Source organism: Seonamhaeicola sp. (assembly GCF_028281565.1).
In the GTDB taxonomy this organism is placed as follows: domain Bacteria; phylum Bacteroidota; class Bacteroidia; order Flavobacteriales; family Flavobacteriaceae; genus Seonamhaeicola.
Genome location: NZ_JANQJQ010000030.1, coordinates 107,945 through 130,219, shown reverse-complemented (window position 1 = coordinate 130,219; position 22,275 = coordinate 107,945). Strand labels below are relative to the sequence as shown.

The 22,275-nt window shown below is 36.3% G+C and carries 21 protein-coding genes and 1 other RNA gene; 10 read left to right on the top strand and 12 right to left on the bottom strand.

Annotated elements, in window-relative coordinates:
• Positions 1-6 precede the first annotated feature (6 nt).
• Positions 7-1,002 carry a Gfo/Idh/MocA family oxidoreductase gene (locus Q0983_RS13820; RefSeq protein ID WP_299554369.1) on the top strand — a complete coding sequence of 332 codons (996 nt, stop codon included), beginning with the start codon at positions 7-9 and terminating at the stop codon, positions 1,000-1,002.
• Between the two features lie 122 nt (positions 1,003-1,124).
• Positions 1,125-3,725, top strand: coding sequence for a zinc-dependent metalloprotease (locus Q0983_RS13815; RefSeq protein WP_299554366.1), 2,601 nt, complete (start codon positions 1,125-1,127; stop codon positions 3,723-3,725).
• Positions 3,726-3,904: 179 nt separating this feature from the next.
• On the opposite strand, the gene Q0983_RS13810 is transcribed toward Q0983_RS13815, so the two are convergent.
• From Q0983_RS13810 to Q0983_RS13780, 7 genes are all read right to left on the bottom strand, one after another.
• Positions 3,905-4,453: a 1-acyl-sn-glycerol-3-phosphate acyltransferase gene (locus Q0983_RS13810; RefSeq protein WP_299554364.1), complete on the bottom strand. Its 549-nt coding sequence runs from the start codon at positions 4,451-4,453 to the stop codon at positions 3,905-3,907.
• Between the two features lies 1 nt (position 4,454).
• Positions 4,455-5,537, bottom strand: a complete 1,083-nt coding sequence (locus Q0983_RS13805; RefSeq protein WP_299554362.1) for an iron-containing alcohol dehydrogenase family protein — start codon at positions 5,535-5,537, stop codon at positions 4,455-4,457.
• A 48-nt stretch (positions 5,538-5,585) separates the two neighbouring features.
• Positions 5,586-6,203 carry a CatA-like O-acetyltransferase gene (locus Q0983_RS13800; protein WP_299554361.1) on the bottom strand — a complete coding sequence of 206 codons (618 nt, stop codon included), beginning with the start codon at positions 6,201-6,203 and terminating at the stop codon, positions 5,586-5,588.
• On the bottom strand, positions 6,203-6,904 hold the full coding sequence (locus tag Q0983_RS13795) for an HAD family hydrolase (RefSeq protein WP_299554360.1): 702 nt from the start codon (positions 6,902-6,904) through the stop codon (positions 6,203-6,205). Before Q0983_RS13795 ends, Q0983_RS13800 begins: the two co-directional genes overlap by 1 nt.
• Positions 6,905-6,949: 45 nt before the next feature.
• On the bottom strand, positions 6,950-7,678 hold the full coding sequence (kdsB, locus tag Q0983_RS13790; RefSeq protein ID WP_299554358.1) for a 3-deoxy-manno-octulosonate cytidylyltransferase: 729 nt from the start codon (positions 7,676-7,678) through the stop codon (positions 6,950-6,952).
• Positions 7,679-7,859: 181 nt separating this feature from the next.
• On the bottom strand, positions 7,860-8,426 hold the full coding sequence (locus tag Q0983_RS13785; RefSeq protein ID WP_299554356.1) for a DUF4126 domain-containing protein: 567 nt from the start codon (positions 8,424-8,426) through the stop codon (positions 7,860-7,862).
• A gap of 3 nt (positions 8,427-8,429) precedes the next feature.
• Complete coding sequence (locus Q0983_RS13780; RefSeq protein ID WP_299554353.1) at positions 8,430-9,857, bottom strand: AAA family ATPase; 1,428 nt, start codon at positions 9,855-9,857, stop codon at positions 8,430-8,432.
• Between the two features lie 116 nt (positions 9,858-9,973).
• Here Q0983_RS13780 and Q0983_RS13775 point away from each other — a divergent pair, with 116 nt between their 5' ends.
• The 5 genes from Q0983_RS13775 (at position 9,974) to Q0983_RS13755 (ending at position 13,540) form a co-directional block, all read left to right on the top strand.
• Positions 9,974-10,711: a hypothetical protein gene (locus Q0983_RS13775; protein WP_299554350.1), complete on the top strand. Its 738-nt coding sequence runs from the start codon at positions 9,974-9,976 to the stop codon at positions 10,709-10,711.
• On the top strand, positions 10,695-11,519 hold the full coding sequence (locus tag Q0983_RS13770) for a DUF3822 family protein (protein WP_299554347.1): 825 nt from the start codon (positions 10,695-10,697) through the stop codon (positions 11,517-11,519). Before Q0983_RS13775 ends, Q0983_RS13770 begins: the two co-directional genes overlap by 17 nt.
• Complete coding sequence (gene rsmD / locus Q0983_RS13765) at positions 11,519-12,064, top strand: 16S rRNA (guanine(966)-N(2))-methyltransferase RsmD (RefSeq protein ID WP_299554344.1); 546 nt, start codon at positions 11,519-11,521, stop codon at positions 12,062-12,064. Before Q0983_RS13770 ends, rsmD begins: the two co-directional genes overlap by 1 nt.
• A 161-nt stretch (positions 12,065-12,225) precedes the next feature.
• Positions 12,226-12,744 (top strand): nuclear transport factor 2 family protein, encoded by a 519-nt coding sequence (locus Q0983_RS13760; protein ID WP_299554342.1) that lies wholly within the window; start codon positions 12,226-12,228, stop codon positions 12,742-12,744.
• A gap of 40 nt (positions 12,745-12,784) precedes the next feature.
• The gene (locus tag Q0983_RS13755; protein WP_299554339.1) at positions 12,785-13,540 is read left to right on the top strand and encodes a hypothetical protein; all 756 of its coding nucleotides are present in this window, start codon (positions 12,785-12,787) and stop codon (positions 13,538-13,540) included.
• Between the two features lie 60 nt (positions 13,541-13,600).
• Here the strand turns inward: Q0983_RS13755 and rnpB are convergent.
• Both rnpB and Q0983_RS13745 read right to left on the bottom strand, forming a co-directional pair.
• Positions 13,601-13,903, bottom strand: an RNA gene (gene rnpB, locus Q0983_RS13750) — RNase P RNA component class A.
• 88 nt (positions 13,904-13,991) lie between these two features.
• A complete protein-coding gene (locus tag Q0983_RS13745) occupies positions 13,992-15,272 on the bottom strand; it encodes a DUF1566 domain-containing protein (protein ID WP_299554336.1) in 1,281 nt (426 codons plus the stop codon).
• Positions 15,273-15,621: 349 nt separating this feature from the next.
• Between Q0983_RS13745 and dnaX the strand changes: the two genes are divergently transcribed.
• The 3 genes from dnaX to Q0983_RS13730 are packed head-to-tail and all read left to right on the top strand — an operon-like array spanning position 15,622 to position 18,535.
• Positions 15,622-17,355 (top strand): DNA polymerase III subunit gamma/tau, encoded by a 1,734-nt coding sequence (gene dnaX / locus Q0983_RS13740; protein ID WP_299554334.1) that lies wholly within the window; start codon positions 15,622-15,624, stop codon positions 17,353-17,355.
• A complete protein-coding gene (locus Q0983_RS13735; RefSeq protein ID WP_299554331.1) occupies positions 17,348-17,941 on the top strand; it encodes a hypothetical protein in 594 nt (197 codons plus the stop codon). The genes dnaX and Q0983_RS13735 overlap by 8 nt, the downstream gene beginning before the upstream one ends.
• A gap of 12 nt (positions 17,942-17,953) precedes the next feature.
• A complete protein-coding gene (locus tag Q0983_RS13730) occupies positions 17,954-18,535 on the top strand; it encodes a tRNA-(ms[2]io[6]A)-hydroxylase (RefSeq protein ID WP_299554329.1) in 582 nt (193 codons plus the stop codon).
• Here Q0983_RS13730 and Q0983_RS13725 read toward each other — a convergent pair.
• The 3 genes from Q0983_RS13725 to ppk1 all read right to left on the bottom strand — a co-directional run bounded on the left by Q0983_RS13725 (position 18,532) and on the right by ppk1 (position 22,193).
• Complete coding sequence (locus tag Q0983_RS13725; RefSeq protein WP_299554326.1) at positions 18,532-19,125, bottom strand: porin family protein; 594 nt, start codon at positions 19,123-19,125, stop codon at positions 18,532-18,534. The two genes, Q0983_RS13730 and Q0983_RS13725, sit on opposite strands and share 4 nt — an antisense overlap.
• A gap of 97 nt (positions 19,126-19,222) precedes the next feature.
• Complete coding sequence (locus tag Q0983_RS13720; protein WP_299554323.1) at positions 19,223-20,128, bottom strand: exopolyphosphatase; 906 nt, start codon at positions 20,126-20,128, stop codon at positions 19,223-19,225.
• 1 nt (position 20,129) lies between these two features.
• Positions 20,130-22,193: a polyphosphate kinase 1 gene (ppk1, locus tag Q0983_RS13715; RefSeq protein WP_299554320.1), complete on the bottom strand. Its 2,064-nt coding sequence runs from the start codon at positions 22,191-22,193 to the stop codon at positions 20,130-20,132.
• Positions 22,194-22,275 lie beyond the last annotated feature (82 nt).

Below are 22,275 nucleotides of genomic sequence, written 5' to 3'. Positions count from 1 at the left end.
TCAGAAATGTCCAACGCCTCTAAAACAAATAAAACAATTAAATGGGGCATTATCGGATGTGGTAATGTTACCGAAGTAAAAAGTGGGCCGGCATACAAACTAACTGAAGGTTTTGAATTAGTGGCTGTCATGAGACGTGATGAAGCTAAAGTCAGAAACTATGCAGAACGCCACCAGATTAAAAAACACTACACGGATGCAGATGCATTAATCAATGATCCTGAAGTAGATGCCATATATATTACCACCCCTCCGGACAGCCATAAATACTACGCTTTAAAAGTGGCAGAAGCCGGAAAAATTTGTTGTATTGAAAAACCAATGACCTCTTCGTATGACGATAGCTTAGCAATCTATAAAACGTTTAAAGAAAAAGAGCTTCCGCTATTTGTAGCATATTACAGGCGCTCTTTAACACGCTTTAAAAAGGTCAAAACCTGGTTGGACGATGGCCTTATTGGAGCGGTTCGACACATCAGTTGGCATCTGAGTAAACCCGCCAGTGATTTAGACAAATCAAAAGCTTACAATTGGAGAACTGATGCCCATGTAGCTCCGGGAGGCTATTTTGATGATCTGGCAAGCCACGGATTGGATCTGTTTTCTTATTTATTAGGCGATATTAAAGATGCTAAAGGGTTTTGCATCAACCAACAAGGTTTGTACAGCGCTATGGATGCCGTAACCGCCAGTTGGATCCATGAAAACGGCATCACCGGTTCCGGTACCTGGAATTTTGGATCGGATAACCATTTAGATGAGGTAACTATTTACGGTAATAAAGGACATATTGAATTTGCTGTTTTTCATGATAAACCTCTAATGCTTAATACTGAAACTAAAAATGAATCTATCCTGATTGAAAACCCCAAGCATATTCAACAGTATCATGTTGAAGGTATGCGGGATGAGCTCATTTATAAAAACTATACACACCCTTCTACCGGAGCATCTGCCCTGCATACTAATTGGGTCATGGATAAAATTTTAGGAAAACTATAGTTTGGAGTTATAAAAAACTGCACTTTAACATTTTATTGTAACAATTTTAATAAGGTTTATTTAATTTAGCTATCATTTTTTAAAAAAATGATTAATTCTTATTTAAAATTAACTTAAATCTTATGAATCTCACATTAAAAAAATCAGTTAAATTCATTTTATCTGCTTTAATGCTGGTGGTTTTCTTTGCGCCTCAAAACATGACCGCACAAAGAAAAAATAAAAAGAAGAAAGATGACCTGACTGCTGTAGCTCCAAAACCAAAAACTCCTAAGGAAAAAACCATAGCAGATCTTGTAAAAACAAGTAAAAAACTAGAGGGCCTTTTTACCATTTATCAGGATACTGTAAACGGCTCACTTCAAATGCTTATTTCGGAAGATCAGATTGGTAAAGAGTACATTCATTTTAGTCAGATAGCTGACGGCGTTATGGATGCAGGAAGAACAAACCGGGGCTCTTACCGGGGCTCTAAAATCTTTAAGATTGAAAGATACTTTGATAAAATTGAGTTTGTAACACAAAATACGTCGTTTTATTACGATCCGGACAACCCTATTTCAAAATCTGAAAATGCTAACATAAGTCAGGGGAATATGGCCAGTATAAAAGTTGAAGCTCATGATGCCAAGAAAGGATTGTACCTTATCAAAGCCAACGATTTGTTCTTAAAGGAAACATTTTCCAGAATTAAGCCGCCTTCAAGGCCCGGAAGTTCTCCCACGTCCTTCAAACTTGGTGGTTTGGATAAAAATAAAACAAAAATTAACAGTATAAAGAACTACCCGGAAAACACCAATCTAAAAATTGAATATGTATTTTCAAACCCTTCTGTTTTAAGTCGTGGCTCTAATGCTTTGGCTGATGCCAGAAACGTCAGTATTAAGGTGTTTCACAGTTTAATAGCTATGCCGGATAACGATTATGAGCCGAGGTATGACGACCCGAGAGTTGGTTTTTTTACCACTCAGGTAGATGATCAGACGTCTACATCATCAACACCTTACAGAGATTTAGTGCACCGTTGGAACTTAAAAAAGAAAGACCCTGATGCTGCTATTTCAGAACCTGTTGAACCCATAATCTGGTGGATGGAAAACTCTACTCCTCATGAATGGAGAGAAACCATAAAAGCCGGTGTTTTACAATGGAACAAGGCGTTTGAAAAAGCCGGTTTTAAAAATGCCATGGTGGTTAAGCAACAACCGGATGATGCCAATTGGGATGCAGGTGATATTCGTTATAATGTGTTACGCTGGACCTCCTCGCCTCAACCGCCATTTGGTGGCTATGGTCCTAGTTTTGTGAACCCAAGGACGGGACAGATCTTAGGGGCCGATATCATGTTGGAATACGTTCACTTCACTAACAGAGTTCTATATGATAAAGTTTATAATCTGGCCGATGTTCAGGAGCCTTTTGAAAATGGAAAGGCGCATGAGGATCATGCTCATAACTTCTGTTCTTTTGGAAACGCGGTACATCAGGACATGATGTTCGCAAGTGCAGTAGCTTTCGCAACAGGTGCTTCAGACCTTGAAATGAAGCGTATTAAAAAAGAATCCATGACCGCTTTAATCATGCATGAAATTGGGCATACACTAGGTTTAAACCACAATATGAAAGCCAGTCAGTTGTTTTCACCTGAAGAACTTGCCAATCCTGAATTTATTGAAGGAAAATGTCTTACCGGATCGGTTATGGATTATGCCACTTTAAATATTACCAAAGACAGAAGTAAACAAGGGCAATATGACGATGTAGCTGTTGGGCCTTATGATGTTTGGGCCATTCAGTTTGGATACACGCCATTTAAGTCTGATGACGAAAAAGAAACCCTATTGAACAGATCTACAGAACCTGAATTGATCTTTGGAAATGATGCTGATGATATGCGTTCTCCCGGTAAAGCCATAGACCCAAGAGTCATGGTACACGACCAGTCAAGTGATGCAATACAATATGCTGTTGACCGAATTGAACTGGCCAATAATTTGATGAAAACAGCTAAAGAAAAATTTATTGAAGACGGTAAATCTTATGAAGAATTAAGACGTATTTATGGCCTATTGAGTAGTCAAAGAGGTGGTGCAGCTAACATAATCTCCAGGTATATAGGCGGTGTATACGTAGACAGGGCTATGGCGGGACAAAAAGGTGGCACACAACCTTACACTCCGGTTAGTTTGAGTGATCAAAAGCGAGCCATGAAAGCCTTGAAGGATTATGTGTTTGCCCCCAATGCCTTTAACGCGCCAAAAGAGCTGTATAATTATTTAGCCATGCAAAGACGTGGTTTTGATTTTGGCAGAGAGCCTGAAGATCCAAAAATCCATAACCAGGTGTTATCCTATCAAAAGAATGTTTTAAGTCACTTGCTGCATCCAAATACTTTACAACGTATTACTGATTCTGAACTTTATGGAAACCAATATAAACTATCCCAGTTCATGAGTGATCTAAATGCTGCTGTTTTTAATACGGATATTTATGGTAATGTTAATTCGTTCAGACAAAATTTACAGCTTGAGTATACCAACAGGCTAATTGGTATGCTAACCGGTAAACAAAAAGACAGGTTTACCTATAATTCAAAATCTATGGCCTTGTATAATTTAAAGCGCATCAGAACCATGGCTGGCCCGTCCGGCAATACAGCCTCCAGGGCACATAAGCAACATTTAAGAACTTTGATAGACAATGCTTTAACGGAAATAAAATAAAGCAGCCATAATATAACAGCATAAAAAAAAGCTATTTCATTGAAATAGCTTTTTTGCTTTTAGTGTATTAGTCGATGTTTCTTTTTAGTGACAAAACTTGTTTACTTTATGTTTCATGTACTAGTACACTAATTATATATTCAATTTCTGTGCCATTCTTTACACGGAAGGAAAATATTTTAAGAATATTCGGGAATTCTTCCTTTGACACCTTTGTAAAAATTACGCATAAATTCAAAATCGGTTTTCACATCATCCGTAGGGTAAAACGGCTCTGAGATCTTATTTTGTTTGTTTTCAAAATCCAGTGTGAACATAATAATAGGTACTTTCGCTTCTTTGGCGATATAATAAAACCCTGTTCTCCAGTTTTTTACCTTTCTTCTTGTGCCTTCAGGAGCCATAGCCATTCTGAATTCTTCTCGTTCGTTAAATATTTTTGCAATAGCCTTTACCTTATTTTCATTTGAAAATCTGTTTACCGGGGCACCTCCCAAAGCCCTAAAGAACCATCCATAAGGAAACCTGAATAAACTTTTTTTACCAACAAAATTTGTTCTAACCCCTAAAACGGCACGTAATAAGACACCAATGTAAAAGTCGTGCCAACTGGTATGAGGAACGGCAATAATGACCGCCTTTTTGATCTCGTCTTTAGATAAATTTACGTTACCGGTAACTTTCCATCCAAGCAGTTTAAAATAGATAAATTTGGCTAACCATCGCATATTACATTTTTTGGTATAGCTCTTTTAGTTTTTTTCGAGTCATTATTTTTTCCCAGTTTTTCCCCAATGCATTTTCCCAAAGTGGGACCAGGTCTAAAGCAACATCTATCATGATATCGAACTCTTTGTCACTTAAATCGGCACAAATGCCGGCAGGTAAAACAATATTGTGTTTTTCTTTCATGGCTTTAAAAAGCTTTACCCCTTCCGGATAAAACGCTTCTAAATGATCAAAAACAATACAATTACCTATCCCATGTTTAGTACCAAGTAAATACGACAGGCCATAGCTCATAGCATGGGCAATACCTACCTGAGAGTAAACAATACTCATGCCTCCGTGCCAGGAGGCCATCATCAGCTTTTCCTGTGATTGGGCTTTTGATAACCTGCCTTCAAAGAAAACTTCTTTGCAAAGGGATAGTGCCATGTCACCATAACTCTGACTGAACGCATTTAAATAGGTTCCGTTTAACGACTCAATGCAATGAATATAGCAATCCATTCCTGTATAAAACCACTGGTCTTTAGGAACATTTTTTGTGAGTTCCGAATCTAAAATAACCTGATCAAAGGGTGTGAAATCCGAATTTATCCCCAGTTTTCTACTAGGACCTGTAAGCACTGTAGTTCTTGAGACTTCAGCACCGGTACCTGAAATTGTTGGAATACCTACATGGTACACCCCTGCATTTTTAACTAAATCCCAACCTTGATAGTCTTTGGCTTGACCATCATTGGTCAGCATGATCGAAACCGCCTTTGCCAAATCTAACAAGGTGCCGCCTCCAATGCCTATAATACCAGATGGCCTTTCCTTGGCATTTAATATAATATCCTCTACTAAAGCGTCAACCTGCTCTGTTTTAGGTTCTTCATCGGCTGACACATATATAATTTTATCGTCATAAGATATTGGAATTCTTGGCGTTAACCACGAATTAGCTTTAAAAACATCATCTACTAAAAATATAAACGGAGCATTTATACTCAAGCGTTTTGGGGCTAAAATATCGCTTAACTGATTGAAACTACCTCTGCCAAAAATAACCCTTGGCACCATGGGAAAGTTTTTATAACTCATGTATTATGTTTTCTTTTTCGAAGTGTAAAAATAATACTATTTTAAATCTTACCGGTTTAAATATTGTTGAAATTTCTTAGAAAATAATCCTATATGGTATCCGTCAACCAAAGCATGGTTCACACTGATAGAAACATTCATACTTAATTCATCTCCTATTTTAGCAGCTTTACTAAAAGACAGTTTAGGAACGGAATCCATCACGCCTGAAACCGGCTCTTTATGTCCTGTATAATGTAACCAGGGCATGGCCGAACAATGAATGCAATCCAATCCGTTTTTAGGAGGAAATAAATCAACCGAATTTTGAATTCGTTTCTTTTCTGCTTCTATATTTTTAATAAATACATTCAGGTCTTCATCAAAATCTATAAACGAAAACCCATAGGTGTTATCTTCTCTCATGATAGTTGCCGACGCATGAATAACCTCGTATTCAACCACATTATTGTTCTCAATTCTATATTTTAGGTTTTCCACTGCATTGATGGCTTGCATACAGTTGTGTAAATACTTTGCAAAAAAACTGACACCATTTTTTTTAGAGAAATTATAGGCTTTAGTTACATCAAAAGGTATTGTAATGGCGAAATACGGGTCTTTTAAACTGCAAAAATGCTCGTAATGTGCTTTTCTGTTCCAGGAATTTATATCAATAACCTTCACTAATCTAAAATATTTAATAACTCTCTTAAAGAACCAATAGTCTTATATGATTTTCCGTTCGTTTCACTTTCACTAACCTGTTCATGTGCCCAGGTTGTATGAAACGGTACGTGAATGGCATTAGCTTTTAGATTGACCAATGGCAACACATCAGATTTAAGCGAATTTCCTATCATTAAAAATTCTGAAGGCTCAACATCCAAATGCCCTAATAATTTAGAGTAATTAGCTTCTTTTTTATCGCTTAACACTTCTATATGGTGGAAATAATCAGTTAATCCGGACTTTTCCAATTTTCGTTCCTGGTCTAGCAGATCGCCTTTGGTAGCTAAAATCAATTTGTATTTTTTTGACAATGCTTTTAAAACCTCTTCTACCCCATCCAGTAACTCCACAGGTTTATTAAGCATGTTTTTACCAATGTTTAATATACTTTCAATAGTTTTATGAGACACATTATAATTGGAAAGTTCCAATGCCGATTGTACCATTGATAATACAAATGCTTTTACCCCATAGCCATAAAGTTCCAGGTTATCCATTTCCGTTTTGAATAACTCCTGATCTATTTTGTTAGGCGTCTCATAATCTGATAACAATCTGCCAAACGCCTCTTCCGCTTCCCTAAAATAGGTTTCGTTTACCCAAAGTGTATCATCGGCATCAAAACCAATAACTTTTATGTTTTTGTAATCGTTCATTGATCTAAACTTTATTAAGCGTTACTGAAACAGGTTCAGCATTAGTTATTGCCAAGCTTTTTTGGCACGTTCCAGGTCTTCAGGGGTGTCAATTTCAATACCCTGCACATCAGTTTCTACCATTTTTATTCTTTTACCATATTCCAAATACCGTAATTGCTCCAACTTTTCCGAGGCTTCCAAGGTCAGCATGGGTAAATGATAGAAATCCAAAATAGCTTGTTTTCTAAAGGCATAGACACCTTTATGCTTATAATACTTTACAGCCACACTTTTATCACGAGGATACGGGATTGGGCTTCGCGAAAAGTACAATGCAAAATCAAACTTATCTATTATAACCTTTACCGTATTGGGGTTGTTGATTTCATCAACATCCGTAATATGAACCATTAATGATGCTAAATCAACCGCCTTTGTGTCATCTTCCTTAAACACATTGATTAGTTTTGAAAGCGATTCCTTATCTGTGAAAGGTTCGTCTCCCTGGACATTAATTACAACATCAACCTCCATATTTTCGACGGCTTCGGCTATTCTGTCACTGCCACAATCATGTTCTTTAATGCTCATGATGGCTTTGCCGCCATTATTCACTATCTCATCGTAAATAATATCACTATCGGTCACCACAAAGACATCATCAAATAAATTAGTTGCTACAGTTGCCTCGTAAGTTCTTAAAATCACCGACTTACCATTAAGATCTTGCATTAGTTTTCCGGGAAAGCGAGAGGCACTATAACGTGCAGGAATCATTGAAATTATCTTCATAAACCAATTAGTCAATTCTGTATCAAAAGTACATGATTTTTTTCATTTAGAAATTTTTAAAAACCCAAATGAAAAAATTTCATGGACTCAACTAGTACTTGTAGAGCTAGGACAAAATTTTGTGTTCGTTGAGACGATATTCAGGTTTTGCCAAGGAAAAACACAATGGCTATTTTGGGTTTCAGTTCTTGGATTTCCTAAGCTTTTTATACAATTTGAGAATCATAAAAAATAGTATAAAAACCAATACAACTGCCAAAATTGGCATAAAAATAGATACTACGGACATCACCAAAGAAGTCCCTGTTTCGATTGTAGAAACCACAGGATTTGCGATACCTGCCGTAGTAGCCGTGGAAGCCAGCCTGGTGGTGCTTGATGTTCCGGCAATGGCAGCCGCAGTACCACCACCGGCAATTATAGCCAAAGACCATGTGGTTACCGGATCCAGATCAGCAACGGTTGAAAGCATGATTACAGTACCTGCAATGCCTGCCAGCGGAACCGCAATACTATCTAAAAGATTATCTATATATGGAATAAAATAGGCGCAAATTTCAACCAGTGTTGCTACACCTAAAGTTATTAATGCGGATGTACTGCCTACCCATTGCCAGGATGCATTGAGCTGCCAAATATCAAAATAAGCGGCTAAACTCAAAGCAAATAAAGGTAAAAACACTCTGAAGCCAACGGAAGCAGAGAGCCCAATTCCCAAACAAATACTAATGACGGTTTCCGGTGTCATAGGTTATACATCTTCAAAAAAATCATCTTTAAAGCCAATAAGGTACAATTTTTCTTTGGCTCTTGTAACTGCTGTATAAAGCCAACGTAAATAGTCTTTATCTATGCCGTTTGGTAAATAAGGTTGTTCTACAAAAACGGTATGCCATTGCCCTCCCTGGGATTTATGACAGGTTATGGCATATGAGAATTTAACCTGCAGGGCATTAAAATGTTTACTGCCCTTAATCTTTAAAAACCTTCGGTAATTGCTGCTTTCATTTTCAAAATCTTTGGCCACTTCCTGGTATAAACGATTTGAATCTTCATAAGATAACGAAGGGGTCTCAGCATGTATCGTATCTAAAAGCAAGACGGTTTCAAACGGTCGCATTCTGGGATAATCCACCATTCTGATTTTTACAGTGGCAAATCTGAAACCATATAATGCTTCAATCTTAAAGATCTCCAAAACTTCAATAATATCGCCATTGGCAATAAAGCCGGCTTCGGTGGTCGGTTTGATCCAAAAATAATTATTCTTAACCACCATTAAATAATCACCAGCGGTCAATTCGTTCTCATTGAAAAGGATTCTACTGCGTATTTGTTGGTTATAAAGATTAGCCCGTTTATTACTTCTAACTATGATGGCCGTTTCTTCGTTTCCCAAATCACTGTAGGCTCCATTGATCGCATCCATAATGTCATGGCCATCAATAAGCCTGACAATGTCTTTAAAGCCGTTCAAATCAAATTTAAAATAGTCATGAATACTATTAGATAACGCTTCCCTTAAAACAGTGGCATTAGCTAAAATACCGGAATCGTATTCTTGTCTTACCACTTCATCAAGCTCCATTTTACTAACATCTTTGTTATAATTCAAACGCAATGAATTTTCGTTTAACGCCGGGCTTAAATCCAATTTCACAGGTGGCAATTGGGCCGTGTCACCTATTAAAAGCAATTTGCATTGATGGCCGGAATACACGTATTGCATCAGATCGTCTAACAAAGACCCGTTTTCAAAAAGTTTGGATTCTCCAGGAGTATCCGGGATCATAGAAGCTTCATCTACAATAAAAATGGTGTTTTTATGCTTGTTTGGCTGTAAGACAAATTTAACGCCTCCGCCCTTTTCCTTCTTAGGAAAATAAATCTTCTTATGAATAGTGAACGCTTCTTTTTTTGAGTAATTAGAGATCACTTTAGCTGCTCTTCCGGTTGGAGCCATTAAAACCGCACTTTTTTTAGCCTTCCATAAATTGGTTACAATAGTTCCTATAATAGTAGTTTTCCCGGTACCCGCATATCCTTTTAAAACATATAATGCATTGGATGCTTTGTTGAAAATAAAATCAGATAACTGTTGCAGTACAACCTCTTGCTTAGATGTGGGTTGAAACGGAAATTGCTGTTTTATAAGTGAATAAAATTCTGAAGACGTCATTAAAAATTAAATTATTCAAATATAGAAATGATTTTTATTCACTGGAGGTTTTAACGATTAAAAAAAAATTGTAGATTTGCGAAAGACCTTTGATAACTTTTTAATTAAAAACAACAATGTTAAAATTTATTCTTATTGCAGTTGGTGCTATTGTGTTAGCTTTCGTGTTAGTTAAAGTAGTAGATAAACTTTTACCTTCCAAAGCAAAACCGATATTAACCATAGTTCTTTGGGCGTTAATAGCGTATTTTGGATACGAGACTTACCAATCTATTTATGAACCAATTCAGTTTAATAAGTTAAAGAAAAAGCGTTATGCACAAGTCATTGAGAGTTTAAAGGATATAAGAGATGCACAATTAGCTCATAAAACCGTTACAGGGAAGTTTGCTAAGGACTTTGACGGTTTAATTAAATTTATAGATACGGCAGAGTTCACTATTACACAACGTAGAGACTCCAGTGTTCTTGATGAAGAAATGACAAAACGTTATCAAGTAGACATGTTTAAGGACATTGTTATAATTGACACTTTAGGATTTGAGCCTGTTAAGGATTCTTTATTTAAAAACTCCGATAGGTATAAAACCATGATGAACGTTCCGGTTGGTAAAACCGGTGAAACGTTTAAATTGGAAGCCGGATTCTTAGAGCAAAATGGTATTAATATTCCCGTTTTTGAAGCGTCTGTATTAAAGAATGTTATTTTACACGACCAAAACAGGGACTTGCTGGTTCAGGAAAACCAGGTGGTTTCTGTGGATGGTGTAAATGGTAACGCCTTAAAAGTAGGATCCATGGAAGAAGTTAAAACTATTGGAAACTGGCCAAAAACATATGGCGATAACGAATAGTAATACTGAAAACAAACTAACTAATCAACAACTGTCCATTCAACTTAGTTTGAATGGACTTTCTTTTTGTATTTTACAAAAGGATACAAATACGATCACTGCTTTAAAGCAGATTGAATTTGAAAGAAAGCTAAATCCCCTGGAGCTTTTAGATAAGCTAAAAGGGATATTCCATTCGGAAGCACTGCTTCAAAATAATTTTGATATTGTTTGTGTTATACATGATAATGAACTGTCTACGCTTGTCCCCAGGCCATTATTCAAAGAGGATACGTTAGCAGATTACTTAAAATTTAACTCTAAGATCCTTAAATCTGATTATATCACACATGATGAGGTCTTACTTAGTGAGAGTGTTTGTGTTTATGTACCCTATATAAACATTAACAATTATTTAATCGACAAGTTTGGAGCTTTCACATTTAAACATATATCTACTGTACTAATTGAATCGATCCTTCAATTAGAAAAGAATGCAGAAACTACTAAAGTATATGTAAACGTAAGTGCCGATCATTTTGAACTGATTATTATAGAAAATGCAAAACTCTTGTTTTACAATACTTTTGAGTATACTACAAAGGAAGATTTCATCTACTATATTTTATATACCGCAGAACAATTAAATCTTAATCCGGAAGTATTCAACTTAGTTTTTATTGGTGACATAGACAAGGATGATGAGTTTTATAAGATTGCTTACAGGTATGTAAGACATGTAGACTTTGGAAGTAGAAACGATGCATTCAGGTTTTCGGATTCCCCCAAGTCAACGTATTCAAACTTCGCTTTAATTAAAAGTTTTTAATGCGTATTATATCAGGCACATACAAAAGACGAAAGATAACAGCGCCTAAAAACCTTCCTGTCCGGCCTACGACGGATATGGCCAAAGAATCTTTGTTTAACATCCTGAATAACCTGTATTATTTTGAGGATATTTCAGTTTTAGATCTGTTTGCCGGAACCGGAAACATTAGCTATGAATTTGCCTCCAGAGGAACAGAACAAATAGTCTCAGTGGATCAAAACTTTCACTGTGTAAAGTTTATAAATAAAACGGCTGAAGCCTTTGGTATGCTCATCCAAACCATTAAAAGTGATGTCTTTAAGTTTCTGGAAAAAACGCAAATTAAATCAGATATCATTTTCGCCGACCCACCGTATAGCTTCACTTTGGATCAATTTTCTACTATTTTAGAATTAGTTTTCAATAATGACTTGTTACAGCAAAATGGGGTGTTGATTATTGAGCATTCCAAACACACAGATTTATCAGATTCACCTCACTTTAACTATTCAAAAAGTTACGGAGGCAGTGTGTTTAGTTTTTTTGAATTAACTCAAAGTTAATAACTCCTTTTTAATAATTGTCTTTTTTTCAGTATCTTAGAGTTCTCCCTAAGAGTCCCGGGCTCTATTAGTGCTTCTCTCTCAATTTCGGAAAAGGCATTCTTTTTCTGCATATATGTTTATGGTTACATTGAATTACCAACCTTAAAACCATAAATGAAATGAAACAACTTTTTTTAATCGGGCTTGCACTCTCTCTGTTTGTAGCCTGCCAAAACAAACCCCAACGTTATTTTGCCGAATCTGCCGAAACCGAAACATTGAAAGCCGGAATAAAGGCTTATGAATCCGGTGACTGGGATGCCTGGAAATCTCATTTTGTCGATACCGCAAAAATCTATGTAAACTCTATAAAGCCTGTTGGTTTGGAAGAAAGAGCTGAAGTACTTAAAGGCATGACCAGTGCCATGTCTTCTTATGGTTTTGACCACGAGAAAGAATATATTGAAATGGTGCTAGATAAAGAAGATGAGACCTGGGTGTATTACTGGGCTACGCATAAAGGCACCTTTGCTGCAACAAATAAAGAATTAGCTATACCGGTGCATTTAGCTGTACAGTTTGTCAATGGAAAAATAGTGGAAGAACACATCTATTTTGATGGCACATCAATGAATGCAGAGTTTGCAGCCATAGCTGCAGCTCAGGCTGCTGAAGAAAGCGAAACCTCAGAAAACTAGAATAAAATTAAGTGACTAAATCAAATAAACAACCAAGATTATGAAAACAATTAAAACAACTTTACTGGCAACCCTAACCTTATTGCTAAGTATAACTTATTTACATGCCTGGCAACAGGCGTATCAAGTACATCAGGACAATGTAAAGCCTTCTAAAATTTGGGATTATGAAAAAGTAGCCAAAGAATTTCACGAAGCCTGCGTAGAGCACAATCTTCAAGCTTCCTGGCTTTGTGCTACCATGGATGACATGCGCTATTTATATGTGACGCCCATTGAGAATTTTGCAGATTTAGACAAACGTCCTTTTGCTGATATGGCCAAAGCCATGGGTGACAAATTTGGAGACATGTTTGATCGTTTTGATCAGTGTTATGATTCACATGGCGACTATATAATCCTACTGGATGAGGAATTAACCTATATGCCTGACGGGATTTCCCAAACTCAAGAAGGTCAGGACTACAGGGATTACTTCTTTATTCATTTTAAACCAAAAAATGAAAAGAAACTAAGAGAAGGTATGAAAGCTGTAAAAGAAATGTTTGCAACTAAGGGTTCAAAAAGTTATTATAGAATGTACAGAACCGGATTTGGCAACGTAGACAGCTATTATATGGTAGCCATGTCCAGTAAAGACGCTATTGATTCGGCTACCAAGCAAAAAGCAAATGAAGAATTGTTAGGGCCTGAGCGCTATGACACCTTTAAGAAAGTTATGGATTACGCTTCAAAAGTGGAAGATATGACCGGAGAAATAAGACGTGACTTATCTTACGCTCCTAAAAAAGAATAACCCCGTAGCCAACCATTTTTAACTATAAACCCTTCTTAAAAACTAAGAAGGGTTTATTATGTTTTAAGCAGATATATAAGCCGAATTCTGTACTCAAAAGAGCCCTTATCATTTATCTGAATGCATTGTTGCCAATACACTTTAGCTGCCTACCCTCCAACATCGGGCGTGCTACCCTCAAACGTTGGTTTACGTGACATTGCACCACATAGAGTTTACCTGATTTCACTACAGCATGACCTGTACATACTTTCTGTTGCACTTTTCCTGGTCTCACAACCGGTGGCCGTTAACCACTATATTGCACTACGGTGTTCGGACTTTCCTCCACGCCTAAGGCGTGGTGATAAGGCAATCTACTTAGGTGCAAAGGTACGATAGTAATTCTAATTTGTATTGCTTTTTTGATGTTCCATTTATCCTGAACTTAATTCTGTACAGTTCGTTATCTTTATTCTACATTTCTAACTAATCGAACAAAATTACTGATACGAACGGCATCATTTTGTGGTCCAAAACCTTGTGAATAAGTTGCACTTGTGGGATCTCCGGTTTTTGGATCACTGCGTTGAGCTCCTGCTCCGTGTACATCTATCCAGTTTCCATTTATATATCCCAAAGATCTGCCAAAACTAAAATAGACAGCCTGACTTCCCTGGCTGTGAGATTGGGAGCAAAACGTAGTGTTTGTCCAATAATAAGGATAATCAATAGCTCCTGCTTCATTTGTTATTAGAGAGGCATTGAAAATGGGGTCAATTGCAGCAGTATTTGTAGTAGCTGGTGAACGGCTATAATCAACTATACTGTGTAATTCTTTTGGGTCAGGTAATCTCCAATCGGAATAACCTGCGAACTCATAATTCTCGGCATATGCCAGAGCATCTTTCCAAAGCATGGCCATTCCTGAATCGTTTTGCGTCCACATCAAGCCAGTTGCATTGTCGGTTATGGTTTCATTACCATTATCCAAAAAGTCATTTTGGCCGTATTCTGAATTCCCTCTAACGTAGAGCACATAAAACCGGTTTGCTTCATTAGATTGCATTCCCGGATTAATATCTGTTGGATACCCTTTAATTCTACCATCTGCAAAATTATATCCGAACATGGTTCTATCGCCATTCATGGTTGTACTAACGTAAATGGTGGTTGTTGCATATTGCGCATCGATAAGACGCTCCCCCGCACTCAGATCTCCATATCCGAATTCAAAATAATTGGTATTGATAAATGGTACTGCAGTGCCTTGTGATGTTGCTGTTGGACTAGGTTCGGCACCATGAAACATTACCAAAGAATACAATTCCTTTATACTGGGCAATCGCCAATCATCATACCCGGCAAAGGTGCTCGTTTCGGCGTCGCTTTCTGCATCAGCTAGTGTTTGTTTATCACTATAGTTAATAAAGCCATCATTATTCCAATCTGGGCTTTGCGTCCACATTAAGCCTGTTACCATATCTGTTATGGTACCATCGCCATTATCTACATAATTGTGACTTGTACCAATATAATTGGAGTTTTGACCATAAAAATCCTGCCCTGAAGTGGGCAAAGCTATGATGGTATTATTGTTATAAGAATTTGTTTGGCTTGAACTTACAATTGGATAACCGGAAATGTCCGGTAAATTACTGCTTGATTCAACTTGGGGTTTATCGTCTTTTTCGCAAGAATTTAGGGCAAAAACAAATAATACCATTGCTAGTAGGATAGATTTTTTGTTCATGAATACTTTAAGTTATGTTATACACTTGCTAATAAAATAGTTTTCATATATAACTTAGATGCTATTTTTAAAATTTTCTTGCGCCGGGATATTGATTTTTTTAAATCAAGTATATCCAATGTCAAATACCTGTTAATAACTCCTGCCAAATTCTAAGTTGAAAACTCAAAAATCTAAGTCGAATTTTTAACTTTGTTATTATCAAACTGTCATTTCGAGTGTCCCGAACTTGTTTCGGGATATATCGAGAAAGTTTTAAGACGAAATTTGACTTGTTTTTGATAGTACTGCTAAGCAGAGTCGAAGTACTATTTTCTATCGAAAATCACACAAACTGACGTAAATTTCTATGGAACACTTTGTAGTATCGGCCCGAAAATACAGACCGCAATCCTTTAAGGATGTTGTGGGCCAACAGGCTATTACCAATACCCTTTTAAATGCCATAGAAAATAATCATTTAGCACAGGCATTACTTTTTACAGGTCCGAGAGGTGTTGGAAAAACTACCTGCGCCCGGATACTGGCTAAAATGATCAATAGTGACGGTACCGAAACCGAAGAAGATTTCGCTTTTAATATTTTTGAATTAGATGCCGCTTCAAATAATTCGGTTGATGATATCAGAAACCTGACCGACCAGGTTAGAATTCCTCCTCAAGTAGGTAAATACAAAGTGTATATCATTGATGAGGTACATATGTTGTCTCAGGCCGCTTTTAATGCCTTTCTCAAAACGTTAGAAGAACCTCCCAAGCATTGCATTTTTATTTTAGCTACTACAGAGAAGCATAAAATAATACCAACTATTTTATCGCGTTGCCAGATTTTCGACTTTAAACGAATTACCGTCAAAGATGCCAAAGAATATTTAAAATATATTGCCGAAGAACAAGGTATTGAAGCTGAAGACGATGCCTTACATATCATAGCGCAAAAAGCAGATGGTGCCATGCGTGACGCCCTTTCCATTTTTGATCGCGTGGTAAGTTTTTCCGGTAAAAACCTTACCAGGCAGGCCGTAACGGAGAATTTAAATGTCCTGGATTACGAAACGTATTTTAAGAGCACTGATCTGATTCTTGAAAATAAAATACCGGAGCTCTTATTACTTTTTAACGACACGCTTTCCAAAGGATTTGACGGGCATCATTACATTGCCGGTTTAGCTTCTCATTTCAGAGATCTATTGGTTAGCAAGACCGAAAACACTATTGATCTTTTGGAAGTTGGTGATCAAACTAAGGAAAAGTATTTGGAACAGTCCAGAAAAGTCTCCCGGGAGTTTTTAATAAAGGGCATTGACTTGGCAAACGACTGTGACCTCAAGTATAAAAGTAGCAAAAACCAACGCTTATTGGTTGAACTATGCCTTATGCAGCTTGCCTCTATCACTTTTGATGGAGAAAAAAAAAATAGCAAACATTACATAATTCCGGCTTCTTATTTTAAAAATAAGGGCATCACCCCTATTCCTGTAGCTATTCCTAAACAGGCGGAAAGTAATGACGTTTCGGAAGAAACAGAAAAAGAGGCTTTGGTTACCGAAAAAGCCTATAGTAACAGTACTGTGGGGGCATTCCAGGTCAAAGAACCTCCAAAAATTATATTAAAACAAGAAACCAAACGTACTTCCGGGCTTTCTTTGAGTAGTTTAAAAGCAAAAAAAGAACATCAAATAAAACAAATGAATGTTATTATTGATGAAGAAGATCTGCCCAAAGAACCATTTACGGAAAGTGAACTTATTAAAGTTTGGAATACATACATTCAAAACCTGCAAAAAGCAGGAAAGCGCAATTTAGCTTCTATCTTATCCATTGACACACCAAAAGTTAAAGACACTACAGTGTATTTGGAGTTTCCCAATGCTACTAATAAAGTTGAAGTAGAGCGAAATCAATACGATTTATTAGCATTTGTTAGAAAGGCTCTCAATAATTTTGATATTGATCTGTCCATTACTGTTAATGAAGTCATGGAAAAGCAATACGCTTACACACCCATTGAGAAATTTGAAAAACTAAAAGAAAAAAACCCTAATATTGAGTTACTAAAGAAAACCTTCAATCTGGATGTATAAGGCTTTATTAAATAAATTACCGCTTTTATTTTTACTATTGACTATTGCTTTCTGTAGCTGTGATAGCAGGAAATCTAAAAACGATTTATTACGGGAATCCATTACAAAATACAAAGACTCTATTGAACCTATTGTAATAGTAAAATACATTCCTGAGGAAAATAGAGTTACAGAAACGGACACTATCCTGACTACAGGTTTTAGATATAAAATCTCTTCTTCAGTTGACATGAACCACGCTATTATAAAAGAAGTAGCCACGGATACGGTAATAAAAAAATACCACTACCGAAAAAGTATTGTTAAATTGCAAGTGTTCTCAGAGAACAAATTAATTTTTGATGCTACTATAGATTCCACTTTCTTAAATAATTATTCAGGTTTAGTGGAAGAAATAAAGGACGCCGATTTAATTATAAGTGACTTAAGGTTGGACCCGAAAAGCCTTTTAAGTCCAAAAGCGGATAAAATATTTTTTAAAATAAGAGCTTATAACCCTAACCACGAATTAGATGTTCGTATCAATCTTCATATTGATAAAAAAGGACATTATAATATGCATACATCGAAAAGTTATCCGATTTAATTATTAAGAGTTATGCTAGGACTTAAATTACCAACAGACCCGAGATGGGTTAACATAGTTGAAAAAAATATTGAAGAAATACTAACAGATCATGCTTTTTGTGAGCAAAAAGCGACCAGTACTGCTATTTCTTTAATTGTAAGTTTCCCGGAATATACTGAACTGGTCCAGGAAATGGTGGCTTTAGTAAAAGAAGAGATCAGTCACTTTAAAATGGTACATGATAAGATCTTGGCGCGTGGCTGGGTTCTCGGCAGAGATAGAAAAGATGATTATGTGGTACAATTGGTGAAATTCTTTCCGAAAGGTGGTAGCAGAACCACCCAATTGGTTCACAGGCTTTTATATGCCGCTTTAATTGAAGCCAGAAGTTGTGAACGTTTCAGGTTGCTTTCTGAGGAATTGCAGGATAAAGAACTGGCAGACTTTTACAGAAACCTTATGGTAAGTGAAGCTAACCATTATACTATGTTTTTAGGGTTTGCCAGGAAGTATGGCAATAAAAAAGAAGTTGATACCAAATGGCAGCAACTTCTTGAATATGAAGCTAAAATTATGTCTGATCTAGGAAAAAAAGAGACCGTACACGGTTAAAACTTATAACCAATGCCTATCTGAATATTAGTATTCTTAGCGCTTACCCCAGAGGCATCGTCAAATATATTTCTAAAACCGTAAGTATATCTGGCATCGGCAAATAACATATAACTGATCTTATATTCAACTCCTCCTACGGCAGAATAAGCCATGTTATTGATACCATCTTCGAATTTATGAACTTTTAACCCGGCCTGCGGGCCAGCAGCAATGTGAAGTTTTTCACTTAACCTGAATCTTAAAAGCACAGGAGCCTGAATGTAGTCCAGATGCAATTTTTCATCGTTTGCGCCTTCGGCAGAAAACTGCAGTTCAGGAACCAGGGAAATGGTTCTTGATAAACCAATATTGGCAAAACACCCGAAATAAAAACTATTTCTGTGTTTATTTGTCATATTAGGCGTGCCATCAAAATCCAGGTTCGAAATATTATAACCGGCTCTTACTCCATACTTAACACCTTGAAATACAAAGCTTCCCGATTTTACGTCAGTAGAATCTTTACTGGTTTCAGGCATACGCTCTTCCTGGGAAAATCCATAAACAGAAAATACAAGTAGTACTGCAAATAGTAATATTTTTTTCATAAGTAATAAATTTGGGCCTATAATTTTAGTAATTATACGCTACGAATATATGTTTTATAATTAAAAACCTATATTTTACAGGGTAAAGTGCAAAATTTTACTGTGTATTACTCGAAACCGTATCATAATATATGCTTTTTATGATACCATCAGACAGACCAATTTTTGGTACATAAATGTGCTTTGAGTTGCTCCACTTCATGGCGGAAAGATAAATTCTCATGGCTGGAATAATAACATCTGCCCTGTCTTGATTTAGCTCTAATTCGGTGATACGCTCTTCATATGAGTAGCTTTGAAGTGTTTTGTAGTAATTGGTTAAGTAAAAGTAAGTTAATGGTTTCCCAATGGCTTTACCGGATACCTTGAATATTTTATTGATGTTACCACCGGAGCCCAAAACACTGACCTTATCATAGTCTGACGTGTGTGTTTTAATCCAATTTTCTAATTTTTCCCAGGCTTCATCCTTAACCATATCGTTTAAGAGACGTACCGTTCCTATTTTAAACGATTTGGACGCCCTTTGTTTACCATTGCTTATAACAGTAAACTCCGTGCTACCTCCACCGACATCCACATATAAATAGGTCTTATTTGGGTTTATAAATTTGTTCAGATCGGTTGCTGCTATAATTTCGGCTTCTTCTTTACCTCCAATAATATCAATTTTGATACCTGCCTGTTTCAATATCAGATCAACAACTTCTCCTCCGTTGTCAGATTCACGCATGGCGGAGGTGGCACAAGCCTTATATTTGGCCACTTTATGAGACTTCATTAACAGCCTGAAGGCCAACATGGTATCAACCATGCGTTCTTTGTTTTCTTCGGAAATTCTTTGATTTAAAAACACATCGGCTCCCAAACGAATAGGCACCCTAACCAGTGAATTTTTCTTAAACTTTACGGGTTTCCCCGTTTCTTCTATGATGTTAGAAATTAATAATCTTACAGCATTCGAACCGATATCGATTGCTGCATATTTTTTAATTGAGAGCATATTAATCTTTAAGCTTGTCTACATAATAATCATAAATAGCGACTTGTGATCTCACTTTAGGATTATCATCTATTCTGTATTCATTTTCGTTGGACGTATTGATCAATCGGGCTTTTACATTGTCATTCCAACAAATATTGAATGTATCTATTATTTCTTGTTTTATGTCCGGTTCATAAATAGGACAACTCACTTCCACCCTATTGTGTATATTTCTGGTCATCCAATCTGCCGAAGATATAAATATCTGGGCATCTTCATCTTTCCCAAAGATATAAACTCTCGGGTGTTCTAAAAATTTATCTACTATACTAATGACTTTAATGTTCTCACTCATGCCTTTTACACCGGGTATTAGGCAACATATGCCGCGAATTATCATATCTATTTTTACACCGGCATTACTGGCCTCATATAGTTTATCAACCATGGCATAATTGGATAAACTATTCATCTTAACTCTAATATAGCCTTCATTCCCTTTCTTGCTTTCCTCTATTTGTTCATCAATTAATCTAAAAAACCGTTTTTCCGTATAATGAGGAGACACTATTAGGTGTTTATAGGAATACACCCGGTAATTGGTCTCAAAGAAGTTAAATATTTTATTTAGCTCCTTTAAAATGGGCTGATTATATGTAAACAAGGTATAATCGGTATAAATTTTTGCCGTAGATTCGTTAAAATTTCCAGTACTGATAAAACCGTACCGCTTGAGCTTTTTACCTTCTTCACGCTCAATAACGCACATTTTACTATGAACTTTTAATCCAGGAACACCAAAATGGAGGTTAACCCCCTCTTTTTTCATCTGCTCAGCATAGTGAATATTGGCTTCTTCATCAAACCGGGCACGCAATTCTATGGAAACAGTCACCGTTTTACCATTAATAGCCGCATTAATTAACGAACTGGCCACATGCGAAATTTGAGCCAACCTGTAAATAGTAATTTTTATGGTCTTTACTTTTGGGTCTAAAGCAGCTTCCCTTAGAAACTTTACTATATAAGAAAATGTTTGATAAGGAGCGTGAATCAAATAATCCTTTTCTCTTATAGATTTAAAAAGGCTTTTTTCCAGGCTTAACCCTTTTACCCGTAAGGCTTCTATTTTGTCATACATTAAATCCCGCCTTCCCAAACTTGGAAAACTCATATAATCACGCTTATTGTGATAACGCCCCCCGGGAATGATACTATCGGTATTATCTATTCCCATTTTCTCCATGAGATACTTTAATGTATCATCTTCTATGGTTTTATCATACACAAAGCGAACCGGATCTCCAATTTCACGATGTTTGACACTATCTGACAATTTATCTATAAAACTCTTACTCAAATCACCATCAAAATCAAGTTCGGCATCCCTGGTAATTTTAATCATGTGGGCAGAAATAGTTTCATAATCAAAGATGTTAAAAATATCGCTCAAGCAATACCTTAAAAGATCGTCATACATGATTATATAACTATGACCATTTTGTTTGGGTAACTCTATAAATCTATTAACACCCTTTGGTATTTCAATTAAAGCAAATTGTTTAGACCCATCTTTCATCTGCATTTTAACTGTTAAATAGGCTGCACTATCTTTTAAGTTTGGAAGTTGGACCAAATCATTTAAAATGATGGTAACCAAGGCCTGGCTTACATTTTGAAAGAAATACTTTTTTATATAATCGTGCTGACTACTATCCACCTGAGTTTCATCAATCACATAGATATTTTCCTCCTTCAACTTATCGTCAATCTCCTCTAAAACCCTGATGCTTTCAGCTTGTTGTTCAATAACAATTTGGGTAATAATATCCAGTAATTCCTTTGCTTTTATCCCTCCAAGTTGGTTTTTACCACCTCTACCCGCTTCAACAATACGCTTAACGGTTGCATATCTAACTTTAAAAAATTCATCCAGATTGTTTGAAAAAATGCCTAAAAAACGCAGCCTTTCAATTAAGGGTACTTGTTCATCTGAAGCTTCTTGTAAAACGCGAGCATTAAATTGTAACCAACTTATTTCTCTGTTTATATAAGTGTTTTTAACAGTTTCAGTAGCAATCATAGTGTCAGGATTAATTTCCTAACAAATATATTCTATTTAAGTAGAAAAATGAATCGTCTTACTTTAAATTTCCTTTAAAAAA

Excerpts from the sequence above, each read along its gene's own strand:
- Q0983_RS13745 (WP_299554336.1), bottom strand. The coding sequence starts at position 15,272 with ATGAACAAAAAATCTATCCTACTAGCAATGGTATTATTTGTTTTTGCC.
- Q0983_RS13735 (WP_299554331.1), top strand. The coding sequence starts at position 17,348 with ATGTATAAGGCTTTATTAAATAAATTACCGCTTTTATTTTTACTATTG.
- dnaX (WP_299554334.1), top strand. The coding sequence starts at position 15,622 with ATGGAACACTTTGTAGTATCGGCCCGAAAATACAGACCGCAATCCTTT.
- Q0983_RS13780 (WP_299554353.1), bottom strand. The coding sequence starts at position 9,857 with ATGACGTCTTCAGAATTTTATTCACTTATAAAACAGCAATTTCCGTTT.
- Q0983_RS13805 (WP_299554362.1), bottom strand. The coding sequence starts at position 5,537 with ATGAGTTATAAAAACTTTCCCATGGTGCCAAGGGTTATTTTTGGCAGA.
- Q0983_RS13795 (WP_299554360.1), bottom strand. The coding sequence starts at position 6,904 with ATGAACGATTACAAAAACATAAAAGTTATTGGTTTTGATGCCGATGAT.
- Q0983_RS13810 (WP_299554364.1), bottom strand. The coding sequence starts at position 4,453 with ATGCGATGGTTAGCCAAATTTATCTATTTTAAACTGCTTGGATGGAAA.
- Q0983_RS13815 (WP_299554366.1), top strand. The coding sequence starts at position 1,125 with ATGAATCTCACATTAAAAAAATCAGTTAAATTCATTTTATCTGCTTTA.
- rsmD (WP_299554344.1), top strand. The coding sequence starts at position 11,519 with ATGCGTATTATATCAGGCACATACAAAAGACGAAAGATAACAGCGCCT.
- Q0983_RS13770 (WP_299554347.1), top strand. The coding sequence starts at position 10,695 with ATGGCGATAACGAATAGTAATACTGAAAACAAACTAACTAATCAACAA.
- Q0983_RS13775 (WP_299554350.1), top strand. The coding sequence starts at position 9,974 with ATGTTAAAATTTATTCTTATTGCAGTTGGTGCTATTGTGTTAGCTTTC.
- Q0983_RS13755 (WP_299554339.1), top strand. The coding sequence starts at position 12,785 with ATGAAAACAATTAAAACAACTTTACTGGCAACCCTAACCTTATTGCTA.
- Q0983_RS13820 (WP_299554369.1), top strand. The coding sequence starts at position 7 with ATGTCCAACGCCTCTAAAACAAATAAAACAATTAAATGGGGCATTATC.
- Q0983_RS13730 (WP_299554329.1), top strand. The coding sequence starts at position 17,954 with ATGCTAGGACTTAAATTACCAACAGACCCGAGATGGGTTAACATAGTT.
- Q0983_RS13725 (WP_299554326.1), bottom strand. The coding sequence starts at position 19,125 with ATGAAAAAAATATTACTATTTGCAGTACTACTTGTATTTTCTGTTTAT.
- Q0983_RS13760 (WP_299554342.1), top strand. The coding sequence starts at position 12,226 with ATGAAACAACTTTTTTTAATCGGGCTTGCACTCTCTCTGTTTGTAGCC.
- kdsB (WP_299554358.1), bottom strand. The coding sequence starts at position 7,678 with ATGAAGATAATTTCAATGATTCCTGCACGTTATAGTGCCTCTCGCTTT.
- ppk1 (WP_299554320.1), bottom strand. The coding sequence starts at position 22,193 with ATGATTGCTACTGAAACTGTTAAAAACACTTATATAAACAGAGAAATA.
- Q0983_RS13785 (WP_299554356.1), bottom strand. The coding sequence starts at position 8,426 with ATGACACCGGAAACCGTCATTAGTATTTGTTTGGGAATTGGGCTCTCT.
- Q0983_RS13720 (WP_299554323.1), bottom strand. The coding sequence starts at position 20,128 with ATGCTCTCAATTAAAAAATATGCAGCAATCGATATCGGTTCGAATGCT.